The sequence below is a fragment of the Aeromicrobium sp. genome, from assembly GCF_032084975.1.
GTDB lineage: Bacteria > Actinomycetota > Actinomycetes > Propionibacteriales > Nocardioidaceae > Aeromicrobium.
In genome coordinates this window covers 1-15,163 of sequence record NZ_DAMDLR010000006.1, presented here as the reverse complement: position 1 = coordinate 15,163, position 15,163 = coordinate 1, and the positions used below count along the sequence as shown (strand labels likewise).

14 protein-coding genes are annotated in these 15,163 nt (G+C 70.5%); 8 read left to right on the top strand and 6 right to left on the bottom strand.

The window, feature by feature from the left end; all coding sequences use genetic code 11:
- Nucleotides 1–1,533 (bottom strand): arylsulfatase, encoded by a 1,533-nt coding sequence (locus RT323_RS02535; RefSeq protein ID WP_313404741.1) that lies wholly within the window; start codon nucleotides 1,531–1,533, stop codon nucleotides 1–3.
- 109 nt (nucleotides 1,534–1,642) lie between these two features.
- Here RT323_RS02535 and RT323_RS02530 point away from each other — a divergent pair, with 109 nt between their 5' ends.
- From RT323_RS02530 to RT323_RS02510, 5 genes are all read left to right on the top strand, one after another.
- Nucleotides 1,643–2,473, top strand: coding sequence for a hypothetical protein (locus tag RT323_RS02530; protein WP_313404740.1), 831 nt, complete (start codon nucleotides 1,643–1,645; stop codon nucleotides 2,471–2,473).
- A gap of 157 nt (nucleotides 2,474–2,630) precedes the next feature.
- Nucleotides 2,631–3,272 carry a hypothetical protein gene (locus RT323_RS02525; protein ID WP_313404739.1) on the top strand — a complete coding sequence of 214 codons (642 nt, stop codon included), beginning with the start codon at nucleotides 2,631–2,633 and terminating at the stop codon, nucleotides 3,270–3,272.
- Nucleotides 3,269–4,642, top strand: a complete 1,374-nt coding sequence (locus RT323_RS02520) for a glutamate decarboxylase (RefSeq protein ID WP_313404738.1) — start codon at nucleotides 3,269–3,271, stop codon at nucleotides 4,640–4,642. Before RT323_RS02525 ends, RT323_RS02520 begins: the two co-directional genes overlap by 4 nt.
- Nucleotides 4,643–4,671: 29 nt before the next feature.
- A complete protein-coding gene (locus RT323_RS02515) occupies nucleotides 4,672–6,948 on the top strand; it encodes a helix-turn-helix transcriptional regulator (RefSeq protein WP_313404737.1) in 2,277 nt (758 codons plus the stop codon).
- Between the two features lie 43 nt (nucleotides 6,949–6,991).
- On the top strand, nucleotides 6,992–8,212 hold the full coding sequence (locus RT323_RS02510) for an MFS transporter (RefSeq protein WP_313404735.1): 1,221 nt from the start codon (nucleotides 6,992–6,994) through the stop codon (nucleotides 8,210–8,212).
- 7 nt (nucleotides 8,213–8,219) lie between these two features.
- On the opposite strand, the gene RT323_RS02505 is transcribed toward RT323_RS02510, so the two are convergent.
- The 5 genes from RT323_RS02505 to RT323_RS02485 form a co-directional block, all read right to left on the bottom strand.
- Nucleotides 8,220–8,909: a hypothetical protein gene (locus RT323_RS02505; protein WP_313404733.1), complete on the bottom strand. Its 690-nt coding sequence runs from the start codon at nucleotides 8,907–8,909 to the stop codon at nucleotides 8,220–8,222.
- A gap of 61 nt (nucleotides 8,910–8,970) precedes the next feature.
- Nucleotides 8,971–9,423, bottom strand: coding sequence for a hypothetical protein (locus RT323_RS02500; RefSeq protein ID WP_313404731.1), 453 nt, complete (start codon nucleotides 9,421–9,423; stop codon nucleotides 8,971–8,973).
- A 49-nt stretch (nucleotides 9,424–9,472) separates the two neighbouring features.
- Nucleotides 9,473–9,889, bottom strand: coding sequence for a hypothetical protein (locus RT323_RS02495; protein ID WP_313404729.1), 417 nt, complete (start codon nucleotides 9,887–9,889; stop codon nucleotides 9,473–9,475).
- Between the two features lie 34 nt (nucleotides 9,890–9,923).
- Complete coding sequence (locus tag RT323_RS02490; protein WP_313404726.1) at nucleotides 9,924–10,433, bottom strand: putative immunity protein; 510 nt, start codon at nucleotides 10,431–10,433, stop codon at nucleotides 9,924–9,926.
- Between the two features lie 112 nt (nucleotides 10,434–10,545).
- Nucleotides 10,546–12,678, bottom strand: coding sequence for an MMPL family transporter (locus tag RT323_RS02485; protein ID WP_313404724.1), 2,133 nt, complete (start codon nucleotides 12,676–12,678; stop codon nucleotides 10,546–10,548).
- Between the two features lie 132 nt (nucleotides 12,679–12,810).
- Between RT323_RS02485 and RT323_RS02480 the strand changes: the two genes are divergently transcribed.
- From RT323_RS02480 to RT323_RS02470, 3 genes are all read left to right on the top strand, one after another.
- A complete protein-coding gene (locus RT323_RS02480) occupies nucleotides 12,811–13,956 on the top strand; it encodes a histidine kinase (protein WP_313404721.1) in 1,146 nt (381 codons plus the stop codon).
- A 23-nt stretch (nucleotides 13,957–13,979) separates the two neighbouring features.
- Nucleotides 13,980–14,621: a response regulator gene (locus RT323_RS02475; protein ID WP_396171776.1), complete on the top strand. Its 642-nt coding sequence runs from the start codon at nucleotides 13,980–13,982 to the stop codon at nucleotides 14,619–14,621.
- A gap of 224 nt (nucleotides 14,622–14,845) precedes the next feature.
- The coding region (locus RT323_RS02470; protein ID WP_313404719.1) for a hypothetical protein at nucleotides 14,846–15,163 on the top strand (318 nt) is incomplete at its 3' end.

The following is a 15,163-nucleotide window of genomic DNA, read 5'->3' as shown; positions in this document are numbered from 1 at the left end:
TCAGTGGCTTCCGATGCCGGCCTGCAGCTTGCGCATCATCGACGTGATGCTGAAGTCCGCGGGCTCCTGGCGTGGCGGGAACTCCTTGAGTGTCTGGAGCATCCGCGCGACGAAGGTCTGGGCGGGGACGACGGCCCACGCGTGGTCGAGGAGCCAGTCGTAGTACGTGTTCGACGTGATGTCGGCCCGCTCGTAGGGATCGGTGCGAAGGTTGAAGATCTTCGGCACCCGCAGCACGGTGTACGGCTCGGCCCACACGTTGAGCGTGCCGGGGGAGCGCTGCTCGAGGAACACGAACTTCCAGTTGTCGAAGCGCAGGGCCGTCAGGTCGCCGTCGTCCGAGACGTAGAAGAAGTGCTGGCGCGGGCTGGTGTCGCTGGCGCCGGTCAGGTAGTCGAGCTGGTTGTGACCGTCCAGGTGCACGCGGAAGCTCGTCCCCGCCAGGTCCGCCCCCACCTTCAGCCGCTCGGCGACGGTGTCATCGCCGGCCGCGGCCAGCAGGGTGACGAACCAGTCGTTGTGGCTCACGATCCCGTTCAGCACCTGCCCGGCAGGGATGCGGCCGGGCCACCGGACCATGGCGGGCACGCGGTAGGCGCCTTCCCAGTTCGAGTTCTTCTCGTTCCTGAAGGGCGTCATGCCGCCGTCGGGCCACGTGTTCATGTGCGGCCCGTTGTCGGTGGAGTAGATGACGATCGTGTCCTCGGCGAGCCCCTCGGAGTCGAGGAAGTCCAGCACCTCGCCGACCAGGTCGTCGTGGTCGCACATCGTGTCGTGGTACGCGGACTGCCAGCGTCCCGCCCGGCCTCGGCTGCCGTCCTTGACGTGGGTGCGGAAGTGCATGTGCGTGGTGTTGAGCCAGACGAAGAACGGGGTCGTGGCGTCGCGGGCGTCGGACATGAAGCGCAGCGCCTCGGGCAGCACCTCGTCGTCGATCGTCTTCATCCGCTCCTTCGTCAGCGGCCCGGTGTCGTCGATGCGCTGACCGCCCTCGCCGTCGGCCCACGAGTGGATCACGCCGCGCGGGCCGAAGTTCTTCCGGAAGTCAGGAAACTCCGCCTCGTCGGGGTAGTCGTCCAGCTCGGGCTCCTCCTCGGCGTTCAGGTGGTAGAGGTTGCCGAAGAACTCGTCGAAGCCGTGCTGGGTGGGCAGGAACTCGTCGCGGTCGCCGAAGTGGTTCTTGCCGAACTGGCCGGTGGTGTAGCCCTGCTCCTTGAGCGCCGTGGCGATCGTCGGATCCTCCGCACGCAGGCCGATGTCGGCGCCCGGCATGCCCACCTTGGTCAGGCCCGTCCGGTAGGGGTTCTGTCCGGTGATGAACGCGGCGCGCCCCGCCGTGCAGCTCTGTTCGCCGTAGTAGTCGGTGAACCGGGCGCCCTCGGCGGCGATGCGGTCGATGTTCGGGGTGCGGTACCCCATCAGCCCGTCGCTGTAGCAGCTGAGGTTGCTGATCCCGATGTCGTCTCCCCAGATGACGAGGATGTTGGGCTGGTCCGGCATGAGTCCTCCCGGTGCGCGCGCGACGTCGTTCACGCGACCGTAGGTCGGGACGCGGACGGCTCACATCACCCGCGTCGGATGAGGACCCGCGGACGCGGGCGACCTAGCCTCGGGGTTCGTCCGGACGTGCGGGAGGCCCTCGGTGAACGTGCTCGTGGCGGTCGCAGCGCTGGCCCTGGCCACGATGGTCGCAGCGGGGCTCATGCTGTTCGCGCGCACCCGCGCCCCGGAGGGGAGCCGCTTCTCCGACGGGGACCGGGCGTCCGGCGTGTTCGGCGCCGTGGCCACGGGTTTCTCGGTGCTCCTGGGCTTCCTGATCTTCCTGGGCTTCAGCTCCTACGACGCGTCGCGCCAGGGAGCCGAGACCGAGGCGGTCCTCGTGCTGCAGCAGGCGCAGACCGCGCAGTTCATGGCGCAGGACGTCTCGTCGGACCTGTCCGGCCAGCTCGTCTGCTACGCCCGGTCGGTGGCGACCACCGAGTGGGACTCGCTCGACGATGGCCGGCTCGGCGAGCGGGTGAACCCCTGGGGCGCCGAGCTCTTCCTGACGATGTCCGACGTCACGCCCGGGACGGCGACCGAGCAGTCGGCCTACGACCGCTGGATGGACCAGACGGCCGCGCGCGAGGAGGCGCGCCTGACACGGGTGCACGGCATGGAGGGCATCGTCCCGCTGCCGCTGTGGGTGACTCTCGGGGTGCTCTCCCTCGTCCTGCTGGGCTTCATGCTGCTGTTCGCCGACCCCGCCGAGGGAGCGGGGACGCAGGTGGCGCTGATCGGGAGCGTCACCGTGGTCATGGGCGCCCTGGTCCTGCTGCTGGTGTTCTTCGATCACCCTCACGGTGACGGGCTCGGCCGGCTCCAGCCCACCGCGATGGAGCGCACGCTGCGCCTGCTCGACACCGAGTTCACGGTGGCCGGGGTCACCGTGACGCCGCCGTGCGACGGGCGTGGACGTGCACTCCGAGGGTGACGACGCTGGCGGGGGCCGGCTGGGGCGGACCAGACGCTGGGCTGGATCGCCACGTTCCCCGTCAGCATGGACGTCTGAGCCCAGGCTCATCCGTCCGGGGTGATGGCCGGTCCCGGATCGGCACGGACGATGGACTGCGGAGCGAGGGGAGCAGACCATGGTCGGTGTGCTGTCGACGCGTGGCACCGTCCGGCTCAATCTCCTGGCCGCCGGCGCCTTCGTCTGCGGCGGCTCGCTCTTCGCCGCAGGCGCGGCCATGGCGCAGCGGGACCTCAGGGACCCGCTCGCCGCGACGGTCACCTACCTCGTCGGCGGCTTCTTCTTCAGTCTCGGCGGCTGGCTGTCGGTGCTGCTGGCGGGGCGAGCGCGGTCGCGAGCGCGGCTCAGCGCGGTCGTGCTGTTCGTCGGGACGCTCTTCTTCGCCGTGAGCCTCGTGGCGGCGTTCGCCAGCGGCCTGACGCCACGACAGTCGAACGGCTGGATCTGGCTGCCCGACATCATCGGCTGCCTCTGCTTCCTCACCTCGGGCCACCTGGCCCTGCTCGACGTCGGACACGGGCGGCTCGCCCTCAGTACCGGCGTCCTCGCATGGTGGGTGGCGGCCGTCAATCAACTCGGTTCCGCGCTCTTCTTCCTCGCCGGGCTGACGGCCTTCACCCGGCCCGCGACCGATCAGCTGGTCAACGCGGAGCTGGTCAACTGGGGGACCTTCACCGGGGCGGTCTGCTTCGTCGTCGGCGCGATCCTCCAGGCCTTCGACACACCCACTTCCACACGAACGGTTGGTGCGCACCCATGACACTCACCCCATCGCAGGCCGAGGCTCTCTACGGCAATCGCTTCCTGACGGAGGCCTCGCCCTCGACCAGCTTCCCCTCCAGCGGGATGCACCCGACGGACGCGTTCCGGCTCCTCGCGGAGGACCTGAACCTCGAAGGCGATCCCCAGCGCAACCTCGCGACGTTCGTCACCACCTGGATGGAGCCCGAGGCACAGCGGATCATCGCCGAGAACCTCCACCGCAACTTCATCGACCATGCCGAGTACCCGATCTCGGCCGAGATCGAGCAGCGGTGCGTGCGCATGCTGGCCGACCTCTTCAACGCGCCGGGCGAGACCACGGGCTGCCGGACCCAGGGGTCGTCAGAGGCGATCATGCTCGGTGCCCTGTCCCTGAAGTGGAAGTGGAAGGAACGCCGCCAGGCGGAGAACGCGTCGACCGACCGGCCGAACCTCGTCTTCGGCGCGGACGTGCACGTGGTCTGGGAGAAGTTCTGCCGCTACTTCGACGTCGAGCCCCGGATCGTGCCGCTGGAGGAGGACAAGTACACGATCGGGCCGGACGACGTGGCGCCGCACCTCGACGAGAACACGATCGGTGTCGTCGGCGTCCTGGGCACCACGTTCACCGGGCACATGGACGACATCGTCGGCATCAACAGGCTGCTCCTGGACGTCAAGCAGAAGCGCGGCCTCGACATCCCGATCCACGTCGACGGCGCCAGCGGCGCGTTCGTCTGGCCGTTCCTGTACCCGGACACCGCATGGGATTTCCGGCTGGAGCAGGTCAGGTCGATCAACGTCTCGGGACACAAGTACGGGCTGGTCTACCCCGGCATCGGGTGGCTCGTCTTCCGCGAGACCTCCGACCTGGCCGAGGACCTCGTCTTCTACGAGAACTACCTCGGCAAGACCGACGCGACGTTCACGCTGAACTTCTCGACCGGCGCGGCCATGGTGCTGGCGCAGTACTACAACTTCGTCCGGCTCGGCCGTGACGGTTACACGTACGTCATGAGACAGATGCAGCAGAACGCCGAGGCCTTGGCGGCGAACCTGCAGGCCGGCGGGCGCTTCGAGGTGATCGGCGCCGACCTGGAGCAGCTCCCGCTCGTCGCGTTCCGCCTGAAGGGGGACCACGAGGGGTACGACGAGTCCGACGTCGCCTGGCAGCTGTCGGCGGAACGCGGCTGGATGGTGCCCGCCTACACGCTTCCTCCGCGCGCCGAGCGAGTGAAGATCATGCGTGCGCTGGTCAAGGAGACGATGAGCCGCGAACAGGTTGAGCGGCTCACCCGTGACATCGAGGAGGCGTGCACGACGCTCGACGCCAAGGGCGGCACCCACCACCGTGAGCGTCAGGAGACGAAGATCGGGACCGGCTACTGACCCGTCCGGGACTTGTTAGCCTGACGGCCATGCGTCCCCGTCGTCCTGCCGTGTGGGTCGACCGGCCCGTCCACATGGCCAGGCTCTCCTCCGAGCACGCGGTGGCGATCGTGGTGGGGCCGTGGCGCAGCGGGAAGACCACGCTGCTGGCGGCCTGGAGCGAGACCGCCGCCGATGTCGTCTGGATGGATGACGAGACGATCCCCGACGTGGACCGCGGGGTGATCGTCGTCGACGATGCCGATCGCCTCTCGGCCCGGACGTGGACCGAGCTGGGGCGCCGGATGGACGCGTGCCCGGGACTGCGGCTGCGCCTCTCGTCGACGACGGCGGACGTCGTGCCGCCGAGCTGGGACGCCGAGGTGGTGGGCGACCTCCACTTCACGATCGACGAGACCGCGTCCTACCTGGAGCGCGCCGGCTCGCCCCTCGAACCGCGGCTCGTGGCCGCCGCGACACGGGGTCATGCCGGGTCCGTCAGGGAGCTGGCACGGCCCGGGATCCGTGACGCCGGCCGGATCCCCGCCGTCCTGGCCCAGGCCAGCGCCGGTCGCCGTCTCCCACCGTCGGAGCGTTGGTACGCCGTCCCCGACCACCTCACGGAAGAGCTCGTGCGACGGTGGGGCGGACCTGACACCTTCCTGGACGATGCCGTCCGCGCGGGACTGGGGGCCTGGTCGACCGATGCGAGCAGCCGGGTCTTCAGCCTGGTGCCCACGGTGCGTGCGGCGACGCGGGCGCACTCGGTGGTCCCACCGTCCCGGGAACGGGCACTGAGGCTCGAGGCCGCGGGCGTGTTCCTGGCACAGGATGCGCCGTTCGCAGCGTTCGTCGAGGCCGTGAGGGGAGACGATCTCGATCTCGCCGTCGCGGCGTTCAAGGCGGGAGGAATGCCCCTGCTCGTCGAGCACGGTGTCCTCGTGGGCGACCTGCTGAGGCCGCTGTCGCTGAACCGCCTGCGCCGCCAGCCGGTCCTCGCGCTCGCGCTGGCCCTGGTCCTCAACGCGCGTCGCCAGAACCGGCTGCGCGCGATCGAGCTGTTCGGCGTCGCGGTGCTCGGCGCGCGACTGGGCGCGGGACGACCCGTGGACCGCGCGCTGATGCAGGTGGTGGAGAGCGCCGCACTGCGCGTCGTGGGTGCGGCGGACGGCGGGCTCGCCGCGGCTCGCCGAGCGACGCGAGCGCTCCGGTCCGCCGAGCCCGAGGACCTCGAGTCACTGGGACGGGTGACCCCCCACCTGCACCTGCACGCAGGCATCAGCCTCCTGTACGGGGAGTGCCACGACGAGGCGCGCGAGCAGTTCGAACTCGCGCTCGCCGCCGGTCCCCAGATCGCTGCCGAACTGTCGGCCATCGGCGGCCTGGCACTGGTGGACGCTCTTGAGGGCGAGACCGACGCCGCGGACCAGTGGCTCGCGCTGGCCGCGAGCCGCGTGTGGCCGAAGGAGCGCCTCGACGAGTACCCCGGCAGCATGCTGCGGCTCGCCCAGGCGCTCGTCGCCGTCGACGCGAGCGACTTCGACGGCGCGGCGGAGGCGCTCGACACGATCTGGCCCATCGTCGACACGATCGAGCACTGGGCCCTGATGGCGCACGTGCGGGCGCTGGTCGACATCGGCACCGGTCGTGGCGTCGAGGGCCTGGAGCGCTTCCGGTCGCTGCGACGCTCACGTGAGGGCCGGTTCGGGGCGATTCCGTCGGTGCGCCGGCTGCTCTCCGTCACCGAGAGCCTGCTGCTGCTCGCGTCCGGGCTTCCGGTCGAGGCCCGCGAGGCGATCGGCGATCCACAACAGCATCCGGGCTCGCTCCTCGCCGCCCTCCGGGTCGCGCTCGTCCTGCGCGACACCGACCAGGCGCTCGCGCTGCTCGTCCACATCGTGCCGCGAGGGCCCCGCGACCGCGTGACGCTGCAGGCCTCGGAAGCCGTCCTGCTCCGCCTGCTGGGGCGCTCGGGCGACGCCGAGGACGTGGCGGCGAAGGCCGCGGCTCTGGTGGCGACCCATCGGCTCCGATCGCCGTTGATGCTGCTGCCGCCAGGCCACCTGGACCTGTTCGGAGCGGCGGGGGAGGGGATCGTCGAAGGGCTCGCGCACGACTCCGTGGCCCCTCCGGCGCTCACCCCGCGCGAGCTCGTGGTCCTGCGCGAGCTGGCGAGCACGTCGAGCGTCGAGGACATCGCGGCCTCGCTGCACGTGTCGAGCAACACGGTGAAGTCCCAGCGCCGTTCGCTCTACCGGAAGCTGGGGGTCCACTCGCGCGAGGACGCGCTGGTCGAAGGGCTCCGGCATGGTCTGCTGACGGACTGAGCGTGGGAGGGTGACTGGAACGAGACGAGCTGGGGGGAATGACGTGTCCGGAGCAGCACGGCCCGACGACGGGCGACGACTGCTCTGGTCCCTGTTGATCGCCAGCCTCGTGCTGAACGCGATGTACGCCGGCCTTGCCGGAGTCGTGGTGCCGGCGCTCGTCTCGCGTGCGGATGAGGCGAACAAGGAGCTGAACCTCTCCGTCGTGATGGCGCTGTCGTCCTTCGTGACGGTCGTGGTCCACCCGCTCGTCGGGGCCTGGTCCGACCGGATCCGCACGCCATGGGGATCTCGCTCGCCGTGGATCGTCGCTGGGGCCGGCTGCGCGGCAGTGGCCATGATCGCCCTGGGCCAGGCATCGAGCGTGGTGGCGGTGGGTCTGGGCTGGCTTCTGGTGCAGCCGCTCCTGAACGTGGTCGAGGCGCCGCTCGACGCCGTCCTGGCCGACCGGGTCCGGCCGTCGATCCGCCCGCGAGCGTCGGCCAGCTACGGAGCCGGCGCGGCCCTTGGCCTCGCGGCCGGCGCCGTGGTGGCCGGTGCGATGGTCGATCGGATCGAAGCTGTCACCACGCTGTTCGCGGTCGCGCTGGTGGTCGTGATGTCGGGCTTCGTGATGCTCAATCCCGACCCGATGACGGCCCGTCGCCGCGAGGGCCTGCCGTGGCGGCGGGCGTGGAGCGACCGCGACTTTCGGCTGGTGTTCCTCGGCCGGCTGGTGCTCGTCCTGGGCAGTCAGCTGGTGATGGGCTACCTGCTGTACATCGTCATGGACTTCGCGGACGTGAGCGAGTCCGGTGCCGGTCGCCTGGTTCCCCTGCTGGTGGGAGCCCACGTGCTCTGCCTTGCGGTGGGCGCGGTCCTCGCGCTCAAGTGGTCGCGCCTGGGGCGCGTGCCGGTGGTGCTGGGCGCCACCACGGTGGTCGTGGGCGGGCTCGTCATCCCGCTGGCCTGGCCGACGGTGGAGGGGCTGGCGGCGTACGCAGTCGTCTCCGGACTCGGCCGTGGCGCCTACCTGACCGCCGACCTGGCCCTCATGCTCGACGTGCTGCCCTCGGGCGATGACCACGGCCGGGACCTGGGCGTCCTCGGACTCGCGACGATCCTGCCGCAGACCCTCGCGCCTGCGCTCGGGGGAGTCCTCCTGACGGTCACGGGCGACGAGTACCGAGCGCTGTTCGCGGCGGCGATCGTCGCCGTGCTGGTCTCGATGCCGATCATCGCCCAGGTCGGCAGGACGGCTGCCGGCGTCGGCGCCCAGCGGTGATCAGGAGCTAGACGTCCTGGGCAGGACGCTCGTCCGCCCCGGCCCGGCTGAGCTCCAGCAGCGCGGCGCCCACCCGGGCGGGCTCGTGCAGGACATGCAGGTGGCCGCCGTCGAGTGTGATCGTGGGCCAGCCGGCGCGCTGGGCGAACCGTCGCTCCTCGGCATAGGTGTCGCCGAACGCCAGGTACGCAGAAGGACGCTCGCTCCAGCCGGCCGGAACCGGGACTCGGCTGGTGAAGTAGTCCAGCGACAGCCGTGGCTGCTCGCGTTCGACCGCTCTGCGAGCCGCGGCGTCGGGGAACAGTCCGTAGAGGTCGTCCCACCACTGAGTCCACGGCGGGAGGAGGCCGTCCTCGTCGGCGAGCGTCCCGAGGAAGTCGAGGAAGGTCGCCGGAGCGAGCGCGACATCCCCGGCAGCCGTCATCGGCAGCGCGGCATCGACGTACACGGTCATCCGGACGTTGGCCGACGTGGTGATGTGTGGCGCGTAGTAGCCGGCGTTGCTGTGGGGGACCAGCACGACCGGCTCGTCCGCTGCGCGCGCGGCCGCCACGACGGCGTCCGTCACGTGGTCCGGGTGGCGCGAGCCGGTCCCGAAGTCCACCACGTGCACGCGCTGTCCCCGGTCGCGCAGCCAGTCCTCGACCCGTCGCCACGTGGCGGGCCCCAGCAGCGGACTGGGGACGAGGAGCATCACCAGACCATCATGCGCGCTACGAGCGCCGCGCCCAGGAGGCTGCGACATCGGGTCGCGTGGCTCAACCGGTCGAGACGGCGCACGCAGCGGCGAGGAAGCCGGCGTGCCACTGCGCTTCCGCACGCGTCTCGGAGTCGACGTAGCTGGCCGGGAGATCGGTGTGGTCGATCAGGGCGCCCACGTGGTCGCGAAGCACGTCGGGTCCGGAGTACGCGACTGTCATCAGGACGTTCTGCAGCTCGAAGAGGACCTCATCACCCAGTTCGCTGGTCGGCCACTCGACGGCGAGCGCCGGGAAGTCGTACCGGTCGAACAGCAGCGCGCACGCCTCGGGCATCGTACGAACGGGTGTCATGCCGGACTTGAGCAGCATCTCGTCGGGCATGTCGAGTCCGACGAGGGACCCTTCCTCAACAGCGTCGCTCGTGGCGGCGGGCTCCGGAGGGTCGTCGGTGTCACCAACGCAGCCGGACATCATGAGGACGAGGGCCAGCAACCCGATGATCCGACGCACACCCACATCCTCACGCACGTCGAGTCACGAGGGGCGCAGTACGGCGTGATCAGGCCGCGTTGCGCGAGACGTGCTGACGACGAGCGAACCTGGCACGCAGCTCGAGACCGAGCACCAGGAAGAGGAAGGCCGCCACCATCGCGAGCGGGGTGAGTCGCCACACCCACACGCCGCTGAGCAGGGGTCCCGCGAACAACAGCGCGCCCAGCAGCGCCAGGCCGCTGAGCATGACCAGGTTCCTGCGTGAAGCCGCTCCCCGGGAGACGCGCCACAGGCGAGCTGCGTTCTGGGCGGCGAACCACAGCAGGGTGAGCCCGACGAGGCACATGGCCGCGCCCACCAAGGCATGGACGAGGTTCCACGGAGCCCCGGACTCCCGCAGCGGCATGAGGAATCCTGAGCCGAAGAAGGTCTGGACGAAGACCAGGACGGTCAGTTCCGAGGTGGTCCGTGAGCCCGCATCCATGAGCGTCACGTTAGCGCTGGCAGGGCGGGACGGTTCAGTCGGAGAAGACCGACCAGCAGATCGCGTCGCGGCGGGCCTGGTCCTCGAGGACGAGCTGGCGGATCGGCTCAGCGAGTTGAGCGTGCTGCCAGTCCCGTTCGGCCCGGCCAGCCCCTGGGTCACGGGGATGCGCGCTGCGAATGGCCTTGATCGCGTAGGCAGCGGCTCCGAGATCGTGATCGGCGACGTGCCCGACACAGGCTGCCTGTCCGGCCGAGTAGGCGGCGAAACGGGCTGCCCCGGTCAGCTGCCGAGCGGCGCCCATCGCGTGACCCCCGACCGCACGAGCCTGCATCATCGGCATGTCGCCCTGCGCCCACGCGCGGGCGGCCGCGATCGCGTCCCGTGGGCGCGGGTCGTCTGGCTGTTCCCGCTCAAAGTGGCCGAGAACGTGCTCGGCGCACTGGGCGGCCCAGAGCGCGAGCAGCTGATGGTGCTCGTCGGTCAGGGTGCCGCCACGGCGGATGGTCACCGTGCGGGGATCACGGACACTCGGCAGGATCATCGCTGCTCCGAGCAGCGCTGCCAGGTGGTGTGCACCGACCGACTCTACGACGCATCGCACGTCCAGGCCGAGCCCCGCGCTGCTGGCGAGGGGCTCGGCCTGGACACCGGTACTAGGAAACCAGGGGCGGAGCGCCTGCCGGTTCGCTCACCGGCTCCTGCGCCACGGCGGAGTCCACCTCCGGCAGCAGCCGGTCCAGCCACCGCGGGAGCCACCAGTTCGCGTCACCCAGGAGCTTCATCGTGGCTGGGACGAGGACCAGCCGTACGACGGTCGCGTCGAGGAAGATCGCCGTGGCCAGTCCCACTCCCATCATCTTCACCACGGGGTCACTGCCCAGGATGAAGCCCGAGAACACGGCCACCATGATCAGCGCGGCTGCCGTGATGGTGCGTCCGGTTCCGGCGATTCCCTCGATGACCGCGCGGGCGTTGTCGCCATGACGGCGATACTCCTCGCGCACCCGCGACAGCAGGAACACCTCGTAGTCCATGGAGAGACCGAACAGGATCGCGAACATGAACAGCGGGATGAACGACACGATCGGCACCGTCGACTCCACCCCGATCAGGCCGGCCCCCCAGCCCCACTGGAAGACCATCACGAGCACGCCGTACGCCGCTCCGACGCTCAACAGGTTCAGCAGGACCGCCTTCAGCGGCACCAGGACCGACCGGAACAGCACCATGAGCAAGAGGAACGACAGCACCAGCACGGCCACCACGAATCGCGGCATCCGCTCCTGCACCCGGTCACCCAGGTCGGCGAAGGTGGCGGTCTGACCGCCGACATGGGCGGTCGCCGCGGTGCCCTCGAGCACCGTCGGGATGACGTCGCTGCGGAGCCTCGCGACGGTTCCCTGGGTGGCCTCGTCCTGGGGCGACGTGGTCGGCTGCGCCACCAGGGTCGCGACGCCCGCGGTGGAGTCGACGATCGGCTCGCCGACCGAGGCGATGCCCGGGTCGGCTGCCATCGCCGTGGCCAGGGGCGCCACGACGGACTCGCCCCGGGAGATGTCGATCGCGATCACCAGTGGTCCGTTGGCCCCGGGGCCGAACCCGTCGGCGATCAGGTCGTAGGCACGGCGCTCGGTTCTCGACTCGGGCTTGGTTCCGTCGTCGGGGAACCCAAGGTTGAGCGCGAGGACGGGCGTGGCCAGGGCGACCATCAGGACTGCTCCGCCGGCGAGGTACTCCGTCGCGTTCTGGGTCACGTGAGCGCCCCACCGGTACCAACCGGTGCTCGGCCGGTGTGCCCCATCCGTGCCCCGTCGCCGGCGTCCGTTGATCCGGTGCCCCACCAGTCCGAGGAGTGCCGGCAGCAAGGTGACTGAGGCGAGCACCATCACGAGCACCATCGCGGAGATGGCGATCCCGCCGCCGGTCACGAAGGGAATCCCGGCGAACAGCAGCCCGAGGATCGCCACGACGACCGTGCCGCCGGCGAAGATCACGGCCTGTCCCGCGGTGGCCAGGGCTCGGCCGACGGCCTCGGCGACCGGCATCCCCATGGCCAGGTTCTCGCGGTGCCGGGTGACCATGAACAGCGCGTAGTCGATGCCGACGCCGAGCCCCACCATGGCGGCGAGCTCCGGCGCCCACGCCGGGATGTCGATCAGGTACGTCACCAGCTTCATCGAGGTGGCGCCGACGACCAAGCCGAACAGCGCCATCCCGATCGGCAGACCCATCGCCACGAAGGAGCCGAAGGCGATCAGCAGGACGACCATCGCGACGACGATGCCCGCGACCTCGCCCAGCCCGGTGGGTGCCTCCTCGAACGCGAAGAACAGGTCGCCCCCGGTCTCGAGCGTCAGTGACGACTCAGAGCGCAGATCGGCGACGGCGTCCTTGAGGTGGTCCAGGTCGGACGCATCCAGGTGCTCGACTCCCGGGTACTGCACGCGCACCAGGGCGACGCCGCCGTCCGGCGAGACGCTGCTGCTCGTCCCGACCACGCGGGGGAGTGCGTCGAGGGCGGCCTCCACCGGCGGCAGCTGCGTCGCAGCGTCCTGCGCCTCGAGGACGACGTGGGCGGTGACGCCACCCTCGTCGGCCTGAGCCTTGGTGAGCAGCTCGGCAGCCTGGTGGGAGTCGAGGCCGGGTGCCTCGAAGCTCTCCTCGAGATCGCGCCCGAAGGCGACCGAGGAGGTGACGACGACGACTGCGAGGACGACCCAGGCGCCGATGGCGATCCAGGGTCGGGTGGCAGCGGACCGGCCGAGCCGGTAGAGGAGATTCGACATGCCTCCACGCTGGCCCGGCGGCGAGCGACGCACATCGGGCGCAGGAACGGGGGAGTCCTCGGCCGAAGGGACTAGACGAGACTCATGCTTGAGCCCGGTACGAGGAGGGTCGCCGATCCCTAGGCTGTGGACGTGCTTCCCGCCTTCATACGCTCGATCCTGGTCGAGCCCCGTGCCCCACACCCGCCTGCGCGGATGTGGTGGGACTGGGTCCTGGTCGGCGCCCTGCTGGTCGCGGCCGCGGGCGAGGCGATCTTCCGATCCGACGTGCCGGTGCGGCCCCTGGCCACCGTCGTCGCGTTCCTGGTGATCCCGGTCCTGCTCTGGCGGCGCACCCATCCACTCCTGGCCACCGCGGTCGGCTTCGGCGGTGCGATGGTGCTGCACCTGCCGTTGATCCTCGACGGCGTCGCCGACGCCGGGCTGTACTCCATGATCGCCGTCCTGCTGTTGCCCTACTCGCTGTACCGCTGGGCGTCCGGCCGCGAGGCCCTGATCGGCACGGCGCTCGTCGCCGTGCCGGTCGTCTTCGGTCTCGCGACCAGCCAGACGCTCGGGGACCTGATCGGCGGCACCACCGTGGTGGTCGCGTCGTTCGCCCTCGGTGCCGCGATGCGCTACCGCGCGGTGGCGCGCCAGCGCGAGGTGCAGCAGGTCCGGACGCTCGAGCGCGGAGAGCTCGCTCGCGAGCTGCACGACACCGTCGCGCACCACGTGTCGGCCATCGCGATCCAGGCCCAGGCAGGCCGGGCGGTGGCAGCGGTCGACCCGGCTTCGGCGGTCGAGGCGCTGGCGGTGATCGAGGCGGAGGCGTCGCGGACCCTGTACGAGATGCGCACGATGGTCCGGGTGCTTCGCGACGGCGAGGGAGCCGAAGCCGGCCCGGTCGATTTTGGCCCACAGCGGGGCATCGGCGACCTGGACGAGCTGTCCCGGATGAGCCCACTGGTGCAGGTGCACTGCAGTGGCGATCTCGCCGGCCTGCCGCTGCCGGTGGAGGTGGCGGTCTACCGGATCTGTCAGGAGTCGGTCACCAACGCGATCCGCCACGCGCTGAACCCCACGGCGGTCACCGTTGAGGTCAGCGGTGACGTCAGCGTCGTACGGTTGCGTGTGCACGACGACGGAGAGGCTGCCCGCCCCGCGACGACGGGCGGCTACGGCCTGCTCGGGATGGCGGAGCGAGCCAAGCTGCTCGGCGGCGCCTGTCAGGCAGGGCCGGACCCGGCCGGCGGCTGGACCGTCGAGGCGACTCTGCCGCGTGAGGTACCCCAGTGATCGGTTCTGCGACCATCCGGGTGGTGGTCGCCGATGACCAGCTCCTGGTCCGCACCGGGCTCACCATGATCCTCAACGCCCAGCCCGGGATCGAGGTCGTCGGCGAGGCGACGGACGGTCACGAGGCGGTGGCCGTGGCACGTGAGCTGCGTCCCGACGTCTGCCTCTTCGACATCCGGATGCCCGGCATCGACGGCGTCGAGGCCACCCGCCAGCTCGCCGGGCCGGGTGTCGAGGACCCGATGGCCATCGTCATCATCACGACCTTCGATCTCGACGAGTACATCCATGGCGCCCTCAAGGCCGGCGCTCGAGGCTTCCTGCTCAAGGACGCCGGGCCCGAGCTGCTGGTCCAGGCGATCCACGCCGCCGCGAACGGCGACGCGCTCATCTCACCCGACATCACCCGGCGCCTGCTCACCACGCTGGCCGGACTGGAGCGAACGTCCCGGCCGGCCCAGCCCATCGAGCCGCTCACCGAGCGCGAGGAGGAGGTGCTGCTCACCGTCGCCCGCGGCCGCACCAACGCCGAGATCGCCGACGAGCTGCACATCACCCTGAGCACGGTGAAGACCCATGTCGGCGCGCTGATGAACAAGATCGGCGCTCGCAACCGCGTCGAGGTCGCGATGTGGGCGTACGAGACCAAGCGCGTCAGGGGATAGGCCGACGGGATCTCCGATCGCCCTTCGCGCTCAACTACCGGGGCCAACCAAAGTAGGCCAAAAGCCGGACACGGGCGCCGAGCGCTGTCTAGGGTCTGTGGAGTTGTGTCGCACCACCTCGGAGTGTGCAAGACAGGCTTGACTCCCTCGTCCCGCACGTCGGGCGGGGTCGGTCGATGACCGAGGCGATCCCAACTTCCCTCTCCTCACGATCCGGAGCCCGCATGCCCCTCAGCACCCGCCCGCGTCTGTCGCGACTGCTGCGAGCCGGGGTGACCCTGGCGGTCGCGGCGCCGGCCCTCGCGCTCACCGCGACCCCCGTCTCGGCGGCCCCCGAGGCCGCCCCGGTGTACCTGCCCGCTGAACGCGCGATGGCGAGCACGGTGACGTTCCCCTACACCGGCGCCGAGCAGCTCTTCGTCGTTCCCAACGGCGTCCAGGAGCTCGAGGTCGTGGCCGTCGGCGCTCCCGGCGGTGTTGCCGGGACGGTCGACCCGACCACCGGTGGCGGCCGGGCCGCACGGGTCACGACCGAGCTGTCG